Annotated in this window: 19 protein-coding genes, 1 tRNA gene, 1 pseudogene and 1 riboswitch; of the genes and pseudogenes, 11 read left to right on the top strand and 10 right to left on the bottom strand. The window is 65.0% G+C overall.

What is annotated here, in order from left to right; all coding sequences use genetic code 11:
* Nucleotide 1 precedes the first annotated feature (1 nt).
* Together thiS and E0H45_RS34890 are read right to left on the bottom strand one after the other, a co-directional pair.
* Entirely contained in the window at nucleotides 2-205 is a 204-nt protein-coding gene (gene thiS / locus E0H45_RS34895) for a sulfur carrier protein ThiS (RefSeq protein ID WP_131345371.1), read from the bottom strand.
* Nucleotides 196-307: riboswitch (TPP riboswitch) on the bottom strand. Its footprint overlaps the gene before it by 10 nt.
* Before the next feature lie 15 nt (nucleotides 308-322).
* Complete coding sequence (locus E0H45_RS34890) at nucleotides 323-1267, bottom strand: ArsR/SmtB family transcription factor (protein ID WP_131345369.1); 945 nt, start codon at nucleotides 1265-1267, stop codon at nucleotides 323-325.
* Nucleotides 1268-1351: 84 nt separating this feature from the next.
* Between E0H45_RS34890 and E0H45_RS34885 the strand changes: the two genes are divergently transcribed.
* Both E0H45_RS34885 and E0H45_RS34880 read left to right on the top strand, forming a co-directional pair.
* Entirely contained in the window at nucleotides 1352-1756 is a 405-nt protein-coding gene (locus tag E0H45_RS34885) for a pyridoxamine 5'-phosphate oxidase family protein (RefSeq protein ID WP_165546693.1), read from the top strand.
* A 31-nt stretch (nucleotides 1757-1787) separates the two neighbouring features.
* On the top strand, nucleotides 1788-2309 hold the full coding sequence (locus tag E0H45_RS34880; RefSeq protein ID WP_131345365.1) for a YceI family protein: 522 nt from the start codon (nucleotides 1788-1790) through the stop codon (nucleotides 2307-2309).
* A gap of 154 nt (nucleotides 2310-2463) precedes the next feature.
* On the opposite strand, the gene E0H45_RS34875 is transcribed toward E0H45_RS34880, so the two are convergent.
* Nucleotides 2464-3042 (bottom strand): G5 domain-containing protein, encoded by a 579-nt coding sequence (locus tag E0H45_RS34875; protein WP_202872656.1) that lies wholly within the window; start codon nucleotides 3040-3042, stop codon nucleotides 2464-2466.
* A gap of 262 nt (nucleotides 3043-3304) precedes the next feature.
* Between E0H45_RS34875 and E0H45_RS34870 the strand changes: the two genes are divergently transcribed.
* Both E0H45_RS34870 and E0H45_RS34865 read left to right on the top strand, forming a co-directional pair.
* A tRNA-Lys gene (locus E0H45_RS34870) sits at nucleotides 3305-3377 on the top strand.
* Between the two features lie 116 nt (nucleotides 3378-3493).
* Nucleotides 3494-4288, top strand: a pseudogene (locus E0H45_RS34865) (IS481 family transposase); the annotation flags it as partial.
* A 225-nt stretch (nucleotides 4289-4513) separates the two neighbouring features.
* Here E0H45_RS34865 and E0H45_RS43940 read toward each other — a convergent pair.
* Nucleotides 4514-4963 (bottom strand): ribonuclease FAU-1 family protein, encoded by a 450-nt coding sequence (locus E0H45_RS43940; RefSeq protein WP_165546692.1) that lies wholly within the window; start codon nucleotides 4961-4963, stop codon nucleotides 4514-4516.
* A 612-nt stretch (nucleotides 4964-5575) separates the two neighbouring features.
* On the opposite strand from E0H45_RS43940, the gene E0H45_RS34855 reads away from it, so the two are divergent.
* Nucleotides 5576-6442 (top strand): glycosyltransferase, encoded by an 867-nt coding sequence (locus tag E0H45_RS34855; RefSeq protein ID WP_131345362.1) that lies wholly within the window; start codon nucleotides 5576-5578, stop codon nucleotides 6440-6442.
* A gap of 16 nt (nucleotides 6443-6458) precedes the next feature.
* Here the strand turns inward: E0H45_RS34855 and E0H45_RS34850 are convergent, their stop codons facing one another.
* The 4 genes from E0H45_RS34850 to E0H45_RS34835 all read right to left on the bottom strand — a co-directional run bounded on the left by E0H45_RS34850 (nucleotide 6459) and on the right by E0H45_RS34835 (nucleotide 10257).
* Nucleotides 6459-7547, bottom strand: a complete 1089-nt coding sequence (locus tag E0H45_RS34850) for a Gfo/Idh/MocA family protein (protein ID WP_131345360.1) — start codon at nucleotides 7545-7547, stop codon at nucleotides 6459-6461.
* Between the two features lie 130 nt (nucleotides 7548-7677).
* Entirely contained in the window at nucleotides 7678-8484 is an 807-nt protein-coding gene (locus E0H45_RS34845) for an ABC transporter permease (protein ID WP_131345358.1), read from the bottom strand.
* Nucleotides 8474-9274, bottom strand: a complete 801-nt coding sequence (locus E0H45_RS34840) for an ABC transporter permease (RefSeq protein ID WP_131345356.1) — start codon at nucleotides 9272-9274, stop codon at nucleotides 8474-8476. The genes E0H45_RS34845 and E0H45_RS34840 overlap by 11 nt, the downstream gene beginning before the upstream one ends.
* Nucleotides 9271-10257, bottom strand: coding sequence for an ABC transporter ATP-binding protein (locus E0H45_RS34835; RefSeq protein ID WP_131345354.1), 987 nt, complete (start codon nucleotides 10255-10257; stop codon nucleotides 9271-9273). Before E0H45_RS34835 ends, E0H45_RS34840 begins: the two co-directional genes overlap by 4 nt.
* A 1231-nt stretch (nucleotides 10258-11488) precedes the next feature.
* Here E0H45_RS34835 and E0H45_RS34830 point away from each other — a divergent pair.
* Together E0H45_RS34830 and E0H45_RS34825 are read left to right on the top strand one after the other, a co-directional pair.
* Nucleotides 11489-12067 carry an RNA polymerase sigma factor gene (locus E0H45_RS34830; protein WP_238155516.1) on the top strand — a complete coding sequence of 193 codons (579 nt, stop codon included), beginning with the start codon at nucleotides 11489-11491 and terminating at the stop codon, nucleotides 12065-12067.
* Nucleotides 12064-12900: a hypothetical protein gene (locus E0H45_RS34825; protein WP_131345352.1), complete on the top strand. Its 837-nt coding sequence runs from the start codon at nucleotides 12064-12066 to the stop codon at nucleotides 12898-12900. The genes E0H45_RS34830 and E0H45_RS34825 overlap by 4 nt, the downstream gene beginning before the upstream one ends.
* A gap of 25 nt (nucleotides 12901-12925) precedes the next feature.
* Here E0H45_RS34825 and E0H45_RS34820 read toward each other — a convergent pair whose 3' ends face one another.
* Nucleotides 12926-13834 (bottom strand): NADP-dependent oxidoreductase, encoded by a 909-nt coding sequence (locus E0H45_RS34820; RefSeq protein WP_131345350.1) that lies wholly within the window; start codon nucleotides 13832-13834, stop codon nucleotides 12926-12928.
* Nucleotides 13835-14023: 189 nt separating this feature from the next.
* Here E0H45_RS34820 and E0H45_RS34815 point away from each other — a divergent pair, with 189 nt between their 5' ends.
* Both E0H45_RS34815 and E0H45_RS34810 read left to right on the top strand, forming a co-directional pair.
* On the top strand, nucleotides 14024-15253 hold the full coding sequence (locus tag E0H45_RS34815) for a PQQ-binding-like beta-propeller repeat protein (RefSeq protein WP_131345348.1): 1230 nt from the start codon (nucleotides 14024-14026) through the stop codon (nucleotides 15251-15253).
* 30 nt (nucleotides 15254-15283) lie between these two features.
* Complete coding sequence (locus E0H45_RS34810) at nucleotides 15284-16606, top strand: Gfo/Idh/MocA family protein (RefSeq protein WP_131345347.1); 1323 nt, start codon at nucleotides 15284-15286, stop codon at nucleotides 16604-16606.
* Between the two features lie 101 nt (nucleotides 16607-16707).
* Here the strand turns inward: E0H45_RS34810 and E0H45_RS34805 are convergent, their stop codons facing one another.
* Nucleotides 16708-17253, bottom strand: a complete 546-nt coding sequence (locus E0H45_RS34805; RefSeq protein WP_131345345.1) for a DUF2231 domain-containing protein — start codon at nucleotides 17251-17253, stop codon at nucleotides 16708-16710.
* Between the two features lie 221 nt (nucleotides 17254-17474).
* On the opposite strand from E0H45_RS34805, the gene E0H45_RS34800 reads away from it, so the two are divergent.
* On the top strand, nucleotides 17475-18833 hold the full coding sequence (locus E0H45_RS34800) for an AfsR/SARP family transcriptional regulator (protein WP_165546691.1): 1359 nt from the start codon (nucleotides 17475-17477) through the stop codon (nucleotides 18831-18833).
* An 88-nt stretch (nucleotides 18834-18921) separates the two neighbouring features.
* Complete coding sequence (locus E0H45_RS43725) at nucleotides 18922-21240, top strand: fibronectin type III domain-containing protein (protein ID WP_131345341.1); 2319 nt, start codon at nucleotides 18922-18924, stop codon at nucleotides 21238-21240.
* Nucleotides 21241-21244: the final 4 nt, after the last annotated feature.

The following is a 21244-nucleotide window of genomic DNA, read 5'->3' as shown; positions in this document are numbered from 1 at the left end:
GTCAGCCTCCCTGCGTCGCGCTGACGATCTCGACCCGGTCGCCCGGCCGCAGGGTGGTTTGCGCCCATTCGGCCTTGGTCAGCACGTTCTGATTCACCGCGACCGCGATCCCGGTGGCGCGATCGGAGTACTCCGAGATCAGCTCGGCCACCGACTTGCCGGGCGGTACGTCGATCGCCGTACCGTTCACCCAGACGGATTCCATCGCTTCCTCCCTACGCCGGAATTACCCGATTCAGGTTCAGCGGTCGGTGACGGGTCGGTCACCCTCTCAGCCCACTTCCTGCGAGCTCCCGCGGACGTTTCGACTATAGCTGACGGCTCAGTCGACGGGTGTTCCGGTCAAGAGGGCCGCGAGCTCGGTCGGACGGTAGAGGACCTGTTTGCCGGTGCGTTGCGGTTCCACGAGACCGGTACGGCGAAGGAGCTGGAGGTGCTGGCTCACCGCGGACGGCGTCACCTTCAGTTCGCCGGCCAGATCGGTCGTCGTACGGGGATAGGTGAGGAGCTCGAGGATGTGCGCTCTCGGCGTACCGATCAACTGGGCGAGGTCGTGGCGGGACGGTGGCTCGACGACGGACCACAGGTGGGCCTGGCCGCGTGGCGGGTAGCCGAGCAGCGGTTCGGCGCCGGGGTCGAACGGGATGACGGCGTGCGGTCCGAACAGGGTCGGCTGCAGTACGAGCCCGCGGCCCTCGACGTGTTCGGTGCGGCTCTGCTCGGCGACGCGGTCGACTTTGAGGAGCCCATCGGCGTACGTGATCGCAGGGCCCAGGCCGTTGAGCATCGCGCCGGTTCCTTGCTGGGTGACGACGTGGCCGCGGTAGCTGATGTCGGCGGAGAGGAGGGTGCGCATGCGGCTCCAGTACGGCGCCATGACGGCGTCCCAGTACTGGCTGAGCGTTTCGACCACCTTGCCTACGGTCAGGTCTTCTGGGAGCTCGCCGTTGACCGCTAGTAGTTGTCGCTCGAAGGTGTCTTGTGTGACTCTTGCGATCACGTCGAGCTCGTCGGAGAGCTGGGTGAGCGGGGAGGTCGGTCGTGGCGTCAGGAAGTCCGGGCTGCCCATCGTGTCGTTGACGAGCCACCGCAGTACGGACCAATCGAGGGCGGCGACCTGCGGCTGTACGGCGCGGACCCAGCTGAGCTGCAGCGGGAAGCGGCCGGGATCCCTGAGTGCGCGCAACGACAGCACCATCTCCGCGACCGGCGACACGGCGAACCGGACGTCGGCCAGATCCTGCGAGTTCAGGACGTAGGTGAGCACCGCGCCTCGCTTTCAGTCACGACACGAAGTATGGCCGAATTGTCGGTGGCTGGTGGGAGCGTGGTTTCCATGGGGTTTCGAGCGATGGACGACGACGAAATTGCAGAGTTCCTGGCGCAGCCGGTGGTGGCCGTGCTGGCGGTCGACGACCCGGGCTGGTCGCCGCATGTGACGCCGGTGTGGTTCCACCACCTGCCTGATGAGAACAGATTCCAGGTGATGACGCCGGCCAAGTCGAAGAAGACCAGGCTGCACCGGACCGGCACGGGAGAGCTGTCACTCTCGATCCAGACGGTCGACGGGGCAACGGCGAAGTACGTCAACATGCAGGGCGTGGCGCGGTTCCTTCCGCTTGCCCCGGACCTGCTGAACGCGATGGTGGAGAAGTACCTGCCGGAGGAGCATCGCGCGGAGTACCTGGCCAACCCACCCGAGGACTCGATGTTCGACATCACCCCGCGACGGATCACCTCAGCGGTCATCGACTGACAGTTCACCGCGCTGCCTCGTCGTACCTCGTATGAGTGACTACTACGTACTCGATGGGGAGCTGACCCGGATCGGGTTCGTGGCCGCCCACCGCGTGGGCGGCAAGGTCCATGGCCGATTCACGACGTTCGAAGGCGCCTTCCGGGTGGACGGCGCGGCGTCGACAGGCTGGCTCACCGTCCAGCTGGACAGCGTCGACACCGGCAACCCCCGCCGCGACGCCCAACTACGCCAGGACTTCTTCGGTACGTCGACCTACCCGGCAATGACCTTCGTCGCGACCACCGTCGTACAAACCGGACCTCAGCGCCTCGACGTGACCGGCGACCTGACAATCCGCGGCGCCACCCACCCCATCACCATCCCCTTCACCCTCACCGAAACCCCCAACGAACTCCGTTTGCAGACGTCCCACACCCTCAACCGCCACACCTGGAACGCCAACTGGAACCGCCTCACCACAGCCCTGATCCACCCCAACGTCGCCCTGGACCTAGCGATAACCGCCATCCACCACGCCGACCACGAGCACACCCAATCCGAGCACGCGTGAAACGAGCGCACCTGAGCGCCCACCTCACCCCGCGCCACCTGGCATCTGAGGGGCCAACGCGCCAACTCGAGCCCCAGCTCTCCGCTCGCGGTGCCGCTTGCTGCGTGTTGGGGAGGATTCCTTCCCGATCCGGGTAGACGATCCTCCCCAAGTTCTACTCGCAGGCGATCCCGTCGTGGTCGGCGTCGAGGCGATAGATGTCGGAGCCGACGACATCGACCGGCCCGGCGACGTACTCAGGCCCGTTCCCACTCCCGCCCGAGCAATCAACGTCACTGGCGATCGGAACGCAACCGGAGTAGTTCGGGTCGCACCCACCGGACTGCTCCGGCTCCTCAACCTTCGTACCAACCGCCGTCACCTGCGAACGCGGCTCCTTCGCCACCTCCTGCCGAACCATCCGCTTAGCCGTCTGCACGCCGTTCAAGTACGTGACCCGATAGACCAGCCGCCGCGTACCGTTGACCCCCGCCGTACGCACCGTCCGCTCACCCTTGGCCAACGAGTCATCCGTCACCGTCTTCTTCTTGAACGGAATCACCCGAATCTCCACGACCTCCTTCGTCGTGGTCACCGACGGCTTGACGCTCACCTTGGGCGAAGTGGACGTCTTCGGCGTCACCACCGGAGCGGATGTAGTGCCCGGCAAGGCCGGATTGATCGGCCCCGCCGTGCTGACCGCTGTCGGTGTCACGCTGACCTGCCCACTGGCGACCGCAGCCGGCTCACGCACCCCCGACGTACCCGAATCCGCCCCACACCCCCCAAGGAGCGCCACCACCGCAACCGACCCCAACGCAGCACGAAGCAACAACACGATGTATCCCCCCAAACCCGCCGTCGGTTCCCCCCGCGGCAGGATTTGTCAGCACCCCGGACCACCCGAGCGAATTCCGATCTGTACCACCACCCCGCCCGCCGCACAACCCCTCACCCCAGCCCCCCACCAAGCAAACCCCCACCAAACCTGACACACTGTTCCCCTCACCAGATGAGGGCCTCTAGCTCAATTGGCAGAGCAGCGGACTTTTAATCCGCGGGTTGTGGGTTCGAGTCCCACGGGGCCTACCTCTTTCCTGTATTAGCCCGGGTCATCCTTGACAGGTTGGCTCGGGCTGTTGCTTTACGCGGCTCCGGTAGATGCTTGACGGTGGCTTCGGTTGTTTCTTGACACTCGACTCATGTTGCAGGAGTTGAGCGTGCAGGAGCAGAAGTACCAGGCAGTACTCGCGGTGTTGTCCGACGGACGGTCGGTGAGCGAGGTTGCTGAGCAGTGGGGCGTGTCGCGCCAGTCGGTGCATGCCTGGCTGCGGCGCTACGAAGACGAGGGCCTGGCCGGGTTGGCGCCGCGGTCGCGCCGGCCGGCGTCGTGTCCGCATCAGCTCGGCGGGGTCGTCGAGGCCAGGATCTTGGAGCTGCGCCGGGTGCATCCCGGCTGGGGCCCGCGCCGGATCCTGTACGACTTGCAGCACGATCAGAGGCTCGCCGACTCGCCAGATGTGGTGGTGCCGTCGCGGTCGGGGATCTACCGGGCCCTGGTCCGGGCCGGGATGATCGACCCGGCCGCCAGGAGGCACCGTGACGAGCATTGGCGACGCTGGGAACGGGCCGAACCGATGGAACTGTGGCAGATGGACGTGGTCGGCGGCTTCGAGCTGGCCGACGGACGCCGCGCGAAGGCGCTGACCGGGATCGACGACCACTCCCGGTACTGCATCTGCGCGTACCTGATGATCCGAGAGACCGCGCCCAGGGTCTGTGACGGGCTCGCGGCGGCGATGCGGACCTACGGCGTACCGGAGGAGATCCTGACCGACAACGGCAAGGTGTTCACCGGCCGGTTCAACCACCCACCGGTCGAGGTGCTGTTCGACCGGATCTGCCGCGAGAACGGCATCACCCACCGGCTCACCGAGCCCCGCTCACCCACCACGACCGGCAAGGTGGAACGGTTCCACCGCACCCTGCGCGCGGAGTTCCGCACCCGCTGCCGAGGAGCGGTGAGCAACCACTCAGGACGATCGGCAGCTACTCGGACGGGCAATCCGGGGCGTCACCAGTTCGCCGAGAGTGATCCCATTGCCGCCGTGATCGCAAGTTCCGCCCGCCTGCATCTGCTGTGGTTCAGCCTTTGCCCGACCTGTACCAGCAAGAGGCCACCGGACCAGGGGCGATCAACTTCAACCTGACCGAAGTATCTGAGCTCAACCGTCCAGCTGATCCCAGCCAGTCGGCAGCCTGGGCGCGAACGATACGGCCCGTGGTGCCCACCGCGACCAGTCTGCCGAGAATGGCCACCGCAGATGAGCGATGTCATCCATCGCCAACCTGGCCTGCCGCTCGGCGAACCTCATGGTCGAGGAATCCAGGATTCCTGCGTCGCCTGCCCAACGAAACTCGTCCTCGTCTTTTAACCGCCACGACCTCAGATCGTCTGAGGCCACAACGTCCAAAATCAGGTCAGCGCTGTCATAGCCGCAATGAGAGCTCTTCCATGGCAGTTCGAGGTTGATATACCAGCCGCGAAACTGTCGCTCTACAGGGTTCCAGTTTCGTAAGATGGAGTATTGCCTGTCCTTCAGGTGAACACGAACATTCTCGCCCATGAACGCAGGCGCGTCTTCATAGGAACCGTCCCAAGCGTTTGGCAACATCCGATTCCCGCGAGGCCCCCGCACTCTCGATCCGGATCTTCGCTTGGGGACGGAACGTGGCACGTGATGGATCGCGATCGAATCGCCGGCGTCGCTGAGCATAATAGCCGGCATCGCGTACGTGATGTGCCTTGGTGAATCGTATCGCGACTCCTGGATGCATCGCCAAGCCACGATGTCGCCGAGGCCGTGCTGCGGTAATCTATCCTGCGGGCCACCTAGAGCCACATGGACCTCATTTCTTATGCGATTGGTGTTGTTGTCATGTGACTCCAGAAGTCGGAGCCAATTAGCGTGGGTCAATGAAAGCCGGAGGTGATGCCCGTGGGATCGCTGCCAACGCTCCTGTTCTTCTCCTGGGGAGGTGGCCTTGGGCACGTGTCGAGATGTGCTGTCATCGGCCGTGCTGCTAGGGCTCGAGGCTGGCGAGTGACCATTGCGGTACGGAACGTGCAAGCAGAGATCGCGCTAGTTAGAGATGCAAATTGTGAGCCAGTTGTGTACCCCGCCAACCTGATTCCGCGGGAACTTTGGCAGTGCTGGCGGGACTACGATCATGTGCGAGATGCTGTTGAAGCCGATGGGGCCTTGATCGCGCGAGCAGGAGCGGACGTGGTCGTGCACGACAATCGGCCGAGTGTGGTAGTCGCTGCAAATGCAGCAAGTGTTCCGGCTGTCTCGATCTGCCAGCAGGTGCATCTAGTTGGTTTTGCCTATGACGGTGCGAGCCGGACATGGTCATTAGCGGTGGAGCCATTCAATCGCGTCCTTTCCGCCCATGATCTCCCTGAAATAGGAGGGGACCTCCGGGAGTTGTATGCGCGAGGGCTGATCATTGTTCCGAGTATCCCCGAATTCGATCCAGTTCCAGGTTGTCAGCCAGTTGAGAATGTGAAGCATGTTGGCCCACTGACAATGCTAAGTGATCCCGGCGCACCAGGTGGCAATCATGACACCGAGCGAGGCGGAATATTCTTCTACAGAACAATGTTCGACGCTGCGCGAGCGGAGGAGTTCATGGATGCGTTCGGTGATCTTGGTAGCAGAATCATGATAGCGACAGGTGACGACGATGCAGCGCGGCGTCTTCGTGATTCATCTCAATTTGGCCAAACTTCCATAAGGGTGATGTTCGACATGAGCGTCGTGGCAAGAACTGCCAAGTGCGCAGTTACCATCGGAGGCCACGGATCCTGTCTGAGTTGCATCCAGGCATCACTGCCGTCAGTTATCGTCCTCAATCCAAGTCCAGAGCGAGAACTCAATGCCAAGTGGATGGAGCGAATGGGTCTCGGGCGCGTTCTCCGCCCGCAGGCCACTCACCTTCCTGTCATTCCATGGGCGGAGGTCCGCTCAGTAGCTGAGCATCTTTCCTCCGATAGCCAGGTCCGGTCAAATGTCGCACACTGGCGCGCGCGGCTCCATGGCGACGGAGCTGCGATCGCGGTCGATCAAATTGCTAGGTTCGCGAACTTGTAGGACGGCGGCTGTCGCCTTACGGCGTTAGGACGCTCAACTCCGGTCGCAGGCAAGAGCTCTCTATCTGCTGAGTGCTGCCTTGAGTAATGGAGACGTGTACGGATTCCATGATATCGACGATGTGATAAGCAAGACCGGCATGCAATATTGGCTGGCGGTTGTTATCAATGGCTGAAGCCAGATCGCGTATCCCGGTGCCGAGGTCCTGCGACTGTCGCATCGGGATGTTCTGAGCTTCGCTCTCATACTGCGGTAGGAAGAGAACGTTGCCGTTGTTGCTGACTGGGTCAGGCAACACGACGGTCGCTTCCGAGCCGTAGATCTCGATTCTTGGCAGGCTGGTGTTCCAGACATCGAAACTCATCACGACGGTTGCAATTACGCCGTTTTCGAAGGCTAGATTTGCGGATATGTGCGTCGGGACCTCCACCGATATCAGATCGCCAGCCTTGGATCCTGTCTTGATTTCGCGGCTGGGCCACGTGATTCGTCCCATAGCCGAAACCTCGGCAACCGGACCGAACAGGTTAATAAGTGCCCCCACGTAGTAGCCGGCCCGGTTGTAGAATGGTCCGCCTCCCGGTGGTGCATAATAGCCGGCCGGATCGGGATGCCATTGTTCATGGCCGCGATTCATCATGAAAGCGGTCGCGGCGATCGGGTTTCCGATTCGCCCGGCGTCGATCATCTCGCGGGCTCCCCGCATAGCCCCGGTGAGGATCTGATCTGGCGCACATGCAAGGAGGCAGGTGGACGACGCCGCTGTGTGCATAACTAGACGCGCCGCCTCCCGCGTTGTGGCGAGCGGTTTCTCCGAATAGACGTGCTTTCCGGCCTCAAGAGCCGAGACGGTGACGGCCTCGTGCGCATGAGGAGGTGTCAGGTTGAGTACAATATCCACCGACTCATCCTGGAGCAGAGCTTCAAGCGAATCAGCGACGTCGAATCCGTGAGCATCTGCGACGGCTTGCGCGTTAGCCAGGTTCAAATCAGTACATGTGGCCAGTATCAATCGGTCGGCAGCGCGAATTGCTTCGATATATTTCGAACTGACGCGGCCACAACCAACCATTCCCACGCGTAGCGGCTCTGGATTCGCTCTCAACGCGACACTTCCTTCCTTTTCTCCCGGCGCCGGAATATTGTCCGTTCATTGTTGGTTGCGTTATGCTGCTCGCTGTGCGGGCTCTGAGCGAGCTGGGGGTGTGCTTAAAAAGTGGCCAGCTTCGTGGTCGCTAGCTCCCGGGGCTCGAATAGTGCCGTGACTCAAGATGGTAGATGGCGACGGCGAACGTCATCAAGATTGGCCCGTAGGCAGGCGTAGCCCAGGCGATTTCCGTCGGGAAGCCCAGATCCGCACCTCGATTGAGTAAGACGGCGGCCGGCGCCCATGCAATGAATGCCAACGGGACGGCGAACGTGAAGAATGCGGAGGCAGCCCCTCCGAAGATCTGCAAGGGAAAGTTCGAGTATGTTCCAACCAAACTGTCAATTGTTCCGGTGAGGGCATCGGTATTTTTGAGGCGAAATGCTGCTGCCGCGCGGAGCGTCTGGAGAGAAGCCTCGATGAGCCCGCCACCGATGACCGAAGCGCCACAAAAGAGCGCCAGTCCAACGTTCCAGTCGATCGATGCGTTGCGAACCGCGGTTCCCAGGACCGCTGCCGCGATGACAACGTCTCCCAGTTGTTGAAGATTGAACTGGCGCGTCAACAGCTGCAAGAACGGCGAGATAGGTCTGAGGAGATACCGATCGAATTCTCCGGTGTGGACGACACGATCGTTGTCGATGACGCGCCTAAAGAAGAACGCATAGACCGCATGCCCTGCCATGCGCAATCCTACCAGCAGCATGATTTCACTGGCGGACCAACCGCCTATTGCCCCAAACGAATTGAGGATCACGCCGATCAACAACAGCTGGGTCGCCTGTGCTGCGGCGCCACCGATCAAGGATTGGAGCAGGTTGCCTCGATATTGTAGCTCGGATGCCAGGCTCAATCGGATGAGGACTCGGAAGACAGTAAGGGTGTTACCCGCCATTAACTACCACCACTCGTAGAGCGCGACTGGCGACCAGGTGCAGCAACGCGAGTAGTAGTGCGAGCCACCCAACTTGTTGAATCAATAGTTGCTTTGACTGATCCGATGTCACCTGCCCGAACCATATTTCGAGTGGGCCAAATACTTGGAATCTGAAAGGCAGTGCGTTCAGTATGTGTGCGAGCCGTTCTGGCATGAACCATAAGGGGACGATTGCGCCGGAGCAGAAGGTTGCGATGGTCCGGTAAATATAGAACGCGCCACGAGTATCGGTGGTCCAAAACGCGATCATCGCCACTGTCAAGTTCATGGTCCATGCCATCAGAAGTCCGAGTCCGACGCTCAGCACAAAGAGGCCACCCGCCCATAGATCCGGAGGATCGCTGATGCCACCGAGTGCCCAGCCCACAATTAGAGCAGCGACCGATCCGGGCAAGGCCGCGGCTGCTTCACCGACGCTATGGGCGAGGTTCTGAGACGTGACGCCAAGAGGGCGGATGACGTCTGTGGCGATCGCGCCCAGACGGACACGCTCGGGGAGGGAGGACAGCCGGAACGGCAGTGCCAGATGGGCGACCGCGACAGAGAGGATCGCATATTGAACAGCAAGGTCGACGTCGACACCCTGCACAGCTTGACGGTTCGCATAGACATTTCGCCACACGACGACCAGTAGGGCGGCCTGCAAACAGGCACCGACGACGCTGATCCCAATGTTGACACGAAAGTGAAATGCCGACTGTGCTCCAAGGCGGACCATCGCCGCTGTCCCGCGAAGCGCTGCCCTCACGGGCTGTCTCCGTAAAGGCGGCGTACGACGTCTTCCAGCTGAGGATCGAGGAGCGAGAGATCGGACACGTCGAACTGGCTCGATACCGACTGGATGACCTCCGGCGCTGACACCTCCTCGGGGTCGAAGCGCAGGGTTACCTTTGCGGATCCTGGCGAACTGACGCGTGTAGCGAGGCCTGAATCGATTCGGTCAGCATCGCCCGGGGACCGCGGCGTGACGATCAGATCGCGATAGGGGGCGAATCGTCGCTTGAGGTCGTTGAGGTCGCCCTCGTACAACATTCTTCCGCCGTCGATGACCATGATGCGTTGGCACAGTTGCTCGACATCATCCATGTCATGCGTCGTGAGCATTACGGTCGTTTGGCCGTCAACGTTCAGGCTCGTGATGAGGTCACGTAGGGCGACCTTGGCCACGACGTCGAGTCCAACCGTGGGTTCGTCGAGATAGAGGACTGGTGGGCGATACAGAGTCGCCGCAGCAAGGTCACCGCGTATGCGCTGCCCGAGCGACAACGATCGAACCGGAGTATCGAGAAAGGAGCCGAGGTCAAGTAGATCGTCGAACTGACTCATACGAAGGCGGTAGTCGGCAGCAGACACCGAGTACAAGTCCCGAATTGCCTCCAACGATCGGCGCAGCGGCAGATCAAACCAGAGCTGAGATCGCTGACCGAATACGACACCGATGTTGAGTGCGTTACGACGCCGATGCCGCCACGGCACGATGCCGGCGACCTCGACCCGACCGGCGGTCGGCACCAGGATCCCGGTGAGCATCTTGATGGTCGTGGATTTTCCCGCCCCGTTCGGACCTAGGAATCCGACTATTTCGCCTTTGTCGACGGTGAGGCTGATGTCATCGACTGCCCGGACGGCCTCACGGGCCGCGAACCACGACCGGAACCTGGAGGCGGGGCCTTCTGCTGAGGCTCGGCGATGGAACTGCTTGACCAGATGTTCCGCAACGATCATCGACATGTCTTGACGACCATCTCGGGTTCTCCCGGGCAGCGGAAGCGCAGGCTTGAACAAGTCTGCCGTCGTACGGTTGCTAAGAACAGCGTCGGGTGTCGAGGGTGTGCTCCCTGAACAGAGACGACCGTTCTCTGCCTGACCAACGGCAACAGAGAAGGCTGGTTCCGGGGAGGCCGCAAGACTCTGAGGGACCCCATCACCGTGTCCTGCATTCAGATCCCCTCGAAGCTGCTAGTGATTGTCGCGGCATGGGCGGCAATAGCGACGCCTTTCGGACCGCCCCGGCGTTGCCTCGACTTGTCGAGCGATGTGAAGGTGCAAGCGCGCACCTGCGCAATGACTCGTCCCGAAGGTCCAGACCTTCCCTCCACTGGCCGTATATTAGCCGGATCTCTCTGTGCGCGGCCGGGTAGGTGTGTCGTCGTTAAGCCGCGTCCGGGAGTGGCTGTGGCGGTGCTTGGATCTTGCGGTGACTCGAGTGTCGTCGTCTCGGCACATCCAATCCCGGTGCCCCGGCACTTCCCCCCACCAAGTCCCTACCTGCGGTCGCTCCGCGGGCGTCGCGCGGTAGGCGCGCCGGTACTGCAAGCAAGCCCGTGCTGCTCATACGAAGGCCGACGGCCTCGAGCTGGCATATAGGTGGTCGCCGTAGCGCTGTGCCGACAATTTCCCGGCATACTGGCCAAACTCTCCGCCATGCCCAGGTGCGTGACGAGGCTTAATTGTGTGCGCACGTCGTGATTCCCGGAGAAGACCTGCCCCGCAGATGACCCTGCAACTGGCTGGCCCGTGGATGTCCGCTAGGGAGGGTCTTGATGGCAGTTGTGAGGTCTGGACACGGTTCCTTCCGGCTCGGGACAGACCGGTTCAGTTGTGAGTTCTCCGCCTCTACTCAGGAGAATCAACGGAGGCCGATGACTGTGCACGGTCACGGATGCGCAGCCTGGTCGTATGAATCCGCAGGTCATGGGTAGGTTTGGCAGTGGATGACAACCGATGAGCAGACGCATTCCATAGTCCGCGGGTTGTGGGTCGAGTCCCAGGGGCCTACAAATTCCCAGGTCAGGCGTCTGTTGGCTCCGTTCCCGGACCTCTGGGTCAGCCTGTACTCAGCCGATTGGCTGGGTTCGCTGCGGAGTGGCTCGCTCGCGGAGGGAATCATCGTCTGATCGGGAACCCGTCTGCTCGCGCCGACACCTAACGATTGCAAGGGCAATCGTGAGGGGAGTGTGGAGTGAGCGGCATACGGGCTTTGCCTGCTGTCTCGGATCGGGATCTGTGGGATCGAGCCGCGGAGGGCGACTCCGAGGCGTTCGCGCAGCTGTACGACCGGCATGCCCGGGCGATCTACAACTTCCTGCACCGCCGGACCGGGTCCTGGAGTGACGCGGAGGACCTGACGTCCGCGGTCTTCCTGCAGGCATGGCGGCGACGGGGTGACATTGTGCTCGATCGTGACTCGGCTCTGCCCTGGCTGCTTCGGACGGCCGACTACACCGCCCGCAACGAGTGGCGGAGCAAGCTTCGTTACCGCCGCGCGCTGGCCGCCGCGCATCTCATCCACAGCGAGGTCGAGGACCCTGCGGACGACGTGGCGCGGCGGCTCGATGACGACCGCCGGATCCGGGCGGTCCAGGCGTCGATGAAACGCCTGCCCAGACAGGAACTCGAGATCGTCGAGCTGTGCGTCTGGGCAGGACTCGATCAGGCCGCGGCGGCGGTAGCGCTCGACGTACCGATCGGCACGGTCAAGTCGCGGTTGTCCCGCGCTCGAAAGCATCTGCGCGAACTCAATCTGGAGACCCAGGCATGAACATTCTGCTGCCCGACGGTGACCTGCGCCCGTCGACCCGAGAGCGTCAGCGCGACGAACTGATCTCGATCCTCGAGAGCGAATCCGGTACGCCGTCACGCCGCCGACTGCTCGTTCCGTTGGCCGCGGTCGCGGCGGTCGTCCTGGTCGTGGCTCTTGGCTTGGCTCTGAGAAACGGCAACCCGCGCCTTGAGCAGGTTGCGTCGGCGCCGGCGGTCGAGCCGTTGAGCGCGGGGGAGAAGGCGCATCTCGGTCAGCGCTGCCTGGTCAGCTACAACCTCGCGACGTCCACGGGCCACGCGGTCCTCGACGGCTTCCGGTTCGTGAACCCACCCGGCGACGCTCATGTCCGGACGTGGGTCGTCGGCTACGGCGACGGCATGTGGGTGAACTGCGGGTTCAACCAGGCCGGAGTCCTGGTCTCGGGTACCGCGGAAACACCGAGGCTGGGGTTGTTCAACGAGGTGCAGGCGGGCGGGCCGGGCAGCGGCGGGTACGTGAAATCGGTCAGGCGCATCACCGTCACGCCGCTCGGCGGCGAGCCGGTCGAAGCCCTGCTCCGCAACGGCTTCTACTACGCCCCGGTCAGGTCCGTGCCGGCCAGCAAGGCGCAGACCGACAGTAGCCCTCGCCCGTACGTCGTTCGCGGGTACGACGCCACCGGAAACCTCGTCTACACCAGCGCCGAGACAGAGGCCGACCGCAGGGCCGACGAGGTCGCCTGCCGCGCCGACCCGACGGGCCGCAAATACTCCTTGATCGGCTCGGAAAGGCCACTCCCTGCTCCCAAGGACTGCCGTCCCAACCTCCCCTGGACCTGGCTACCCAACTGACGCCTCGGGGCTCTGGGGAACCGTGTCATTTCAGTTTGATGATGATCCTGCCGCGTGTGTGTTCCGCGAACGCGGTGGGGACGGCAGAGAGGTCGTGGACGGCCGTTACGAGTGGTGTGAGTTGCCCGTTGCGGAGGCGGGTGGCCAGTTGAGTTGATTGTTCGCGGTTGGGCTCGACTACGAAGAAGATTGATTTCCCGTTGCGAGGGTGCACGGTTGGCGGGTCGGCGACGGTGACTAGGGTGCCGCCGGGGCGCAACAGGGCGGTGGAGCGGTCGCGGATCTCGCCGCCGATCACGTCGAACACCACGTCGACCTCGCCGGCGTCCTCGAGGCGGTCGCTGTCCAGGTCGAGGAACTCGTGGGCGCCCAGGGTGCCGGCGAGGTCCCGGTCGGACGCCCGGCCGGTGCCGATGATGTGGGCTCCGGTCTCGCGGGCCAGTTGTACGGCGACGGATCCGACGGAGCCGCCGGCGCCGTGGATCAGGACGGTTTGGCCTGCTTGCAGGTGAGCGTGGTCGAACAGCGCCTGCCAGGCCGTCAGACCGGGCATCACCAGAGCGGCACCGGTGACGTGGTCCACGTCGGCGGGGAGCGGAGCCAGGTTGCGGGCCTCCACGGCGGTGTACTCGGCGAGCGAACCGTTGCGGGCCCAGTCGGTCAGCCCGAAGACACGCTGGCCGACCGTGAGACCCGTCGTACCGTAGCCGAGCTCGACGACCACACCGGACGCTTCGTGGCCGAGGACGCTCGGCGTGCGGTCGCGGCCGGCGCGGTCGGTCCAGGTCCCGGGCCAGTTCGGCTCGTCTCGGATGAACCCGGCGGCGTGGACCTCCACGATGACGTCGTTCTCGGCGGCGTGGGGGTAGGGCAACTCGGTCAGGGACAGCCCGTAGCCTTCGGCCTCGCGGTCCCGGACAGTGATGGCACGCATGAAGATCCTTTGTGGTGGTCGTTGTGAATGGCTCTCAATCGACCGTAGGCAGCCGCGGCCCGCGATCAATGGGCCATTCGGAGTCGGTTTCGATGGGCCACCCGGAGCGCGGGCGTGGGTGGGCTGGTGGCTTGTTACGGTCGGGTCGTGCTTGTACGCCGTCGGGCTGTCCTTCTTGGTGCTGCCTCTGTGCCCCTGCTTGCGGCGTGTGGGGAGACCGCGGACAAGCCCGCACCGAAGTTGAAGCTCGAGAAGGTTTGGCAGGAGCGGGTGGTGACGCCGGGGCCGGCTATGCCTGGGCGGGTGCAGTTGGTGGGCGATACCGTCGTGATGGTTGACGGTACGGGGACGGAGAACGCTCGGGTCTGCTGTTTCAGCGCGCCGGACGGTGCGCTGAAGTGGGTGATCGACGGCAAGAAACCGTTCGCGGTTCCGGAGCTGGAGGCCGTCTGGGTTTGTGCCGTCGGCCCGGGGTTTCTGGGCAACGTGGCGGAGCTGGTTCAGCGGCCGGCGGTCCGGGCTGCCGGCGACATCCTGCCGATCTCCGTTGCGTCCGCACCCAGGGGCACGGCGACGAGTGGGGTCGTCGGCGTCGACGTCCGAACAGGCGATCCGGTCTGGGGTTTTCGGGCCGTGGCGACCCCGTCCAACGAGCGCACGATGGTCACGGCGGTGTCCGAGTCCGTCGTACTCGCGACCGTCAGCACGCCGTTCGGCCCTGGCTGGCCGACAAGTGCCCAGTCACCGACCACGATCGCGCTCGATGCCAAGACCGGCGACGAGTTGTGGCGTGCCGTAGACGTCGTCGGGGTCTCGGGTGACGGGAACTCGGTCGTCGTCGCGAAGCGGACGCCGTCGGGCTGGAACATGGAGGTCCGGGATGCGCGGATTGGAACGGCTCGCTGGACCGGTACGCATCAGTCGCGCGGACCGCACGAACACGAGGGAACGGCCGGCGACCACACCGTGCTGCAACACGCGGACCGCACGGATGTCGACGTGATCCGGTTGTCCGATGGTGAGCCACTCGCTTTCGATACCGACACCGTGCCGACCGTGGTGGCGAGCGATCCACCGTTGCTCGTCTGGGACAACGGCGTCGCCTGGTGGGCGAAGGGTCCGAACGGGTTCGTTACCCAAGCCCTGCCCAAAGGCTCGCCCACAAAGGGGAAGCATCGGCCCAAGGGCCTGGAGTTCAGGGCGGCGTACGGCGTCGGGCCGTACATCTGGGGCATCCTCGGCGACACGCAGCAAACCGACAAGAACGACTACTACCTAGTTGGGACGATCGCGGTGGACCGCACCGGTGCACCGTGCTCGCCGAGCCTGCCAGGCATAGCCCTCGCCGACGTCTCCGACAAGTGGCTGGTTGCCGGCCGAGGCGGGTACGTCGAGGTTCACCGGATCACGCCCGCTTGAGTAGGCCGGCCGAGAGAAAGACAGCGATAGATGCAGACAGTTCTGTCCACCGATCCGTCCGCGCCGGTGCGCGCCGTGCTCGTCGGTGCCGGGCATCGTGGCGTGCTCTACTCGCGCTACGCGCAGGTCGCGCCTGACGAGCTGGCGATCACCGCGATCGTCGAGCCTGATCCGACGCGTCGCGAGCGGTGGGGCACCGAGTTCGGGATTCCCCAGGCAGCCCGGTACTCGTCGCTGACCGACCTTCCGGAAGCAGGCGCGGTCGCGGACGTGGCGATCGACGCCACGATGGACCAAGATCATGTGCCGACTGCCATCCACCTGCTCGCCGCCGGGTACGACGTGTTGCTGGAGAAGCCGATCGCGCAGAGCGCGCCGGAGCTCATGACCTTGGCACAGGCGCAGCGAACGTCCGGGCGGACCTTGATGATCTGTCACGTGCTGCGCTACGCACCGTTCTACAGCGAAGCCAAGCGCCGGATCGTCGCCGGCGAGATCGGCGAGCCGCTGAGCATCGAGATGGCTGAGCACGTCAGCTACGACCACATGTCGATGGCGTTCGTGCGTGGTCGCTGGGGCAACTCCGAGCAGTCGGGTTCGTCGATGCTCCTGGCCAAGTGCTGCCACGACCTGGATCTCATGACGTGGCTGTGCAACGCCGCAGCCCCGGCCCGCGTCGCCAGCTCGGGATCTCGTGGCATGTTCGTACCCGAGCGGGCGCCGCAAGGGGCAGGGACGCGGTGCCTGTCCGACTGCTCGATCGAGGCGACGTGCTCGTACTCGGCACAGCGTCTGTACGTCGACCTGAACAAGTGGCCGGAGTACATCTGGGAGCAGGCCGAGCACCTGAGCCCCGACCTCGACCTGGACCAGAAGCTCGAGTCGCTGCGCACCGACAACCGCTACGGCCGGTGCGTGTGGCACGCCGACAACGACGTACTCGATCGCCAGACTGTGAGCGTCGAGTTCGCCGACGGGGTTATCGGGTCCTTCGCGTTGGCGACCAACACACCGGCGTCGAGCCGCACGCTCCATGTCGTCGGGACGACCGGCGAGATCTCCGGGGCGCTGGAGGACGGGACGCTGCGGGTACGTCGCATTCGTACCGACGGAGCTGCTTCGTTCGACGAGGAGATCATCACCACGTCGGTGGTCGACGACATGCACGGCGGCGGTGACCATCGGCTCGTGGCGGACTTCGTCCGAGTCGTGCGCGGAGAGCCGGCGAGCGTGTCGAGCACGCAGCTCGCCGACTCGGTCAACGGCCACCTACTGGTCTTCGCCGCCGAACGCGCCCGACAGCAGCACCGCTGGGTCGAGCTCGCCGAACTGCAGCCCGTGGTCGACGCCTGACGTCTCACCAGTCGAAGCGACGGCCGGCCTCGTCGATCGGCTCGAGGTCCGAGTCGACCGTGCTCGATGGCCAGACGCCGCAGCGCCGAAGCTGAGCCGTACTAGTTGCTCTCGGCAAAGGAGTCTCGGCGAGCGGTTCCGCGGTTCAGAGCCAGATGCCCGCCGAGGAAGCCCGCACCCGCTATCACCAGGTTCCCGGCCAGGGCGAGCTTTGTGCCGGTCCGGTGCCTGCCGCGCAGACGCGCGACGAGCGAGCTGGCGAACAGGAAGATCGCAGTGTCGGCGGCGAGCGCGTGGATTGCGCCGATCCGGCGTTCGGCGCCCGACAGATCGGCCCAGTCGGCGGCGCCTGCGATGGCCGTCGGCACGGACGCCAGTACGCCGAACCCGGCGAGCAGCGCCGCTCCGCGACGCGAATCGGATCCACCGGTGAGGTCGAGAAGGGACGTGCCCAGCCAGCACCCAGTGGTCACGTCGGTCAGCGACGGATGTATCGAATGACCGAGTACGTCGGTGTGCAGCGGACTGCGCCGTACCCACTCGATCAGCGGCGCATAGGCCAGCTCCTGAGCGCGGGCCACGCGCTCAGAGAGCGGGCTTTCGCCGACCGCGCGGACCGCGCGCTGCGGCAAGGGTCTCGAGGCCACGTTCTCAAGATACGCACACACCCGACACCCTTGGAAGCACTGAGTGACCTTGCTCAGGGGCGGGCCTGACCCAGGATTCCGGTTTGATGGGGGTGGCGCGGCATGGTGACGGGCAACTACCTTCTGTAGCGAAACGTGGGCGGTGGGTACGGAACCGCTTTGTGGGTCTTTGCGTCGGAGTGGTTCGGTGTGAGTCCAGCGCAGGTGGAGGTGGTGCGGCGGTGTTGTTCCGGGTGCTGGGGCCGGTGGAGATCGATGGCACCGACGCGGTCAGCTATATCCGTGCCGACAAGCCCCGCGCGCTGCTCGCGTTGCTGTTGGTGAAGGCGAACACCTGGGTCGCCGTGGGCGAGATCATCGATACGGTCTGGGCCGGTAAGACCCCTCCGGTGTCGGCAGAGCGCAACATCGGCACGTACATCTGGCAGCTCCGCCGGGCTCTCCCACCGCTCGGTGCGGACGGCCAGCGGATCGAGAGCCGCTCCAAGGCGTACCGGATCCGGGTGGACGCCGGCGAGCTGGACTCCGATCGGCTGCAGGCGCTGCTGGCCGCAGGTGATGAGGCTCTGGCCGCGGGCGACGCGGCGAGAGCGCTCAAGCACCTGGAGTCGGCACAGTCGCTCTGGCGAGGTACGCCGTACGAGGGGCTCGTCACCGACGGGCACCAGCCGGAGGTGGTGCGGCTGGCCGAGCTGCGCTGGTCGGTCCGGGAGCGGCTGGCGGATGCGTTGATCGGTACGTCGCGATTCGCCGACGCGATCGCGCTGTGCAAGAGCCTGACGGCCGAGGACCCGCTGCGGGAGACGAACTGGGTGCGGCTGCTCGTCGCGTATCGGGACGCGGGACGGCGTGCTGACGCGCTCGCGACGTACCAGAAGGCCCGGAGTGCGCTCGTGGACGAGCTGGGCACGGAGCCGGGGCCGGAGCTCCGTGCGTTGCAGCAGCAGCTGTTGGCCGACGTACCGGAGGAGCCGAAACCTGAGGCGGCCAAGCCCGAGGGGCCCGGACCTGATGCGTACGTGCGGACCGTGCTGGACGCTGCCGCTGCCCTGAACGGACAGCATGCGGCTGCGGCCCACCACTGGTTCACCACGCGGCACGTCGAGTTCACCACTGCCATCAGCCAGCTGCTGGCGGCGAACGAGGTGGCCAACGCGTGGCTGCTGACCACTGCGGTACACCAGTTCATCGAGACCGGTGGTGACGTGCCGGACTGGGCTCCGCTGGTTGCTGAGGTCGCCGCCGCGACCAGTGCCGGCAAGGACTGGTACGGCGAGCTCATCACCCGCAACATCCTCGGGATCGCGCAGACGCGGTCCGGTCGGGTCCACGACGCACGTGCTGAGTTCACGGCCGCTTTGGCGATCGCCTCGGTGCACGGAGACCGGGAGGCCGAAGGCACTGTGCTGGTCAACCTGGCCCTGGCTGAGGCCAGCACCGGCGCGCGTCAGCAGGCAGCGGAGTACCTCCGCCGTGCGCTGCGGCTGCTGCCGGAGTCGCCGACCGCAGGCGAGGCCCGTGCGGCTCTGGCCGAGCTGGGCGAACCGGAGGTCCCGGCGCGGTCAACGGTCGCTTCGTGACCCGTGCTGACGACCGCTTCCGGACGACTCGTGGCCGGATGTATCGCCGCTGTACCGCAGCTGGACAGATGAGAGGCACCTTCTACCCATGACCCGCATTGCTCGCGCGATCCGTCGGCCCGTTGCGTGGTGGACGGTCGCGGCCCTGATCCTCGGGACGTTCGTCGGCCTGTCCGCGCTGGGTCGCGGCGCCCCCGCGGTCGCCTTCCAGCAGGCCGGCCACTGGGTCTACAACGCGACTGTCGGCGCGGTCTTCCGGGTCGACGGCGGCGGCAAGAGCGTCGACGCCGAGGTCCGTGGTGTCCAGACCGAGGCGGGCAGCCAGGTGGTCCAGAGCAGCACCAACGGGTACGTCGTGCGCGCGGACGGCGTGATCGTGTTCGGCAAGTCCGACCTGACCGTGAAGAGCACGGTCCGGATCGGGATCCCGGAGGAACCGATCGGTATCGAGGCGCAGGGCGGGCCGTACCTGGTGTACCGGCAGCACGGTCAGATCGTCCGGCTCGGTGACCAGCAGCAGACGGTCACCGTGGGCAGTGTCGTGTCCAGTGCGATCGCTACAGCCGATGGTGCGCTGTGGGTGCGCAACGCAGAGCAGTTCTGCCAGCTGGCGCCGGGCTCGACCACGCTGGCCTGTCAGCTGCCTTCACAAGCCGGTGATGCCGGTGCGCTGTTGAGCGTGGGCGGCAAGCCTGCGTTCGCCAACCTGTCCAAGCGGACCCTGACCCCGCTGACCGGTGAAACGGCCGGCCGTGCCGTGCCGATGGACATCAGCGGTTCGCTACCGACCACCTCTGTCGTAGCTCAGTCGGACGTCAACGGCCGCATCCCGATCCTGGCTGGTCAGCGGCTGCTGCTCGTCGACGCTGCCGGTGCCAAGAAGGCCGAGAGCATCAACCTGCCTCCGGGGCGGTACGACGCTGTCGCCGCGACCGGCGCCGCTGTCGCCGTACTGGACGGCGAGAAGCGGGTCGTGCGGACGTACGCACCTGACGGCAAGCCGCTGCACACGCATGAGCTCAGCAAGAAGAAGGGCGACCACAAGGGCGGTCCGCGGGTGACTGCCGGGCAGGACGGCCGGATCTACATCGACGACGAGACCGGTGAGGTCGTGACCGTGGTCGACGGCGACGGGACCGTGAGCGAGGTGGATGTCGACGGCGGCAACAAGCCGGTGTCGCCTGCTGCCACCCAGAAGCCGACCCCGAGCACCCCGGCCCCCAGCAGCACGCCGACGTCGACGCCGACCTCCACCCCGCCGTCCACACCGCCGACCCACAGGTCGATCCTGCCGCCGATCCAGGTGACCGTCGGCCCGGGGAAGCCGCGCCGTACCGAGACCGTCGAGCCCAGGGAGACGGAGCGCACGCCTGGGAAGACCGAGACGACCAGGCCGACCACGCCGCCGCCGGTCAGGCCGACGGCGAAACCGACCAGCAAGCCGACGTCGAAGCCGACCTCACCGCCACCGGCCGCGCCGGGAGCCCCCGGATCGGTCTCCGTCAAGCCAGGTGACGGGAAGGCGACCGTCAGCTGGACTGCGGCGCGAGCGAACGGAGCTGCGATCACCGGCTACAAGGTGAGTTTCCGGACCGCGCCAGGGACCTATGTGGTCGGCCTCCCCGCCTCGGGGTCGGTCGCCGTCGTCGGCAGCACCCGCAGCCACAGCTTCAGCGAACTGCTGAGCTTCGGCAGCTACATCTTCACGGTGTCCGCGACCAACCGGGTCGGGACCGGACCGGCCGTGGACTCGAAAGTGACGTCGATGACCGGGCAGGCCGAGCCGCCGAGCGCACCGACCAAGGTCAGTGCAGCTACCAAGGCGGACGGCTCTGTCACCGTCTCCTGGACCTCACCGAGCACCTCCGACTACACGATGTCCGGGTACACAGTGCTCGGCTCGGACGGGTCGAAGACACAGGCGCAGACGTACCAGAGCTCGATTTCGCTGAAGCCGGCGCTGGGCAAGGGCGTGAGCTACCGGGTGACGGCCACGAACAAGGCGGGCACCTCACCGCGTTCGGCGGCGACGCGCACCGTCTACCCGTACTCTCCGGCCGCAGCGCCGAAGGTGACCGCCACTCCGGGCAAGGGCTCGGTGTCGCTCACCTGGACCGCACCGAACCTCAACGGCGGCCAGCTGGTGCACTACGTGGTCTCTGCCACCGGTCAGGCGGACAGGACCGTGACAACCACCAGCACTCGCTACACCGGTCTGTCCGCTCTGCAGTTGACCTTCACGGTCAAGGCGATCACACGGGAGCGCAACAACAGCAGCAGTCCGACCGCTACCGGTGCAGCCGGCTCCGCCACGGCTGCTCCGGCAGCCGCGGCCCCGGCCTTGCCTCCGGCGAGTACGTCGGCCGCACGAGTACGACGTACCTCGCGTCGACGGAAGGATGCGTAGTGGT

It is taken from the genome of Kribbella soli (assembly GCF_004331345.1).
In the GTDB taxonomy this organism is placed as follows: Bacteria; Actinomycetota; Actinomycetes; order Propionibacteriales; family Kribbellaceae; genus Kribbella; species Kribbella soli.
This window is presented reverse-complemented; position numbering and strand designations above follow the sequence as displayed.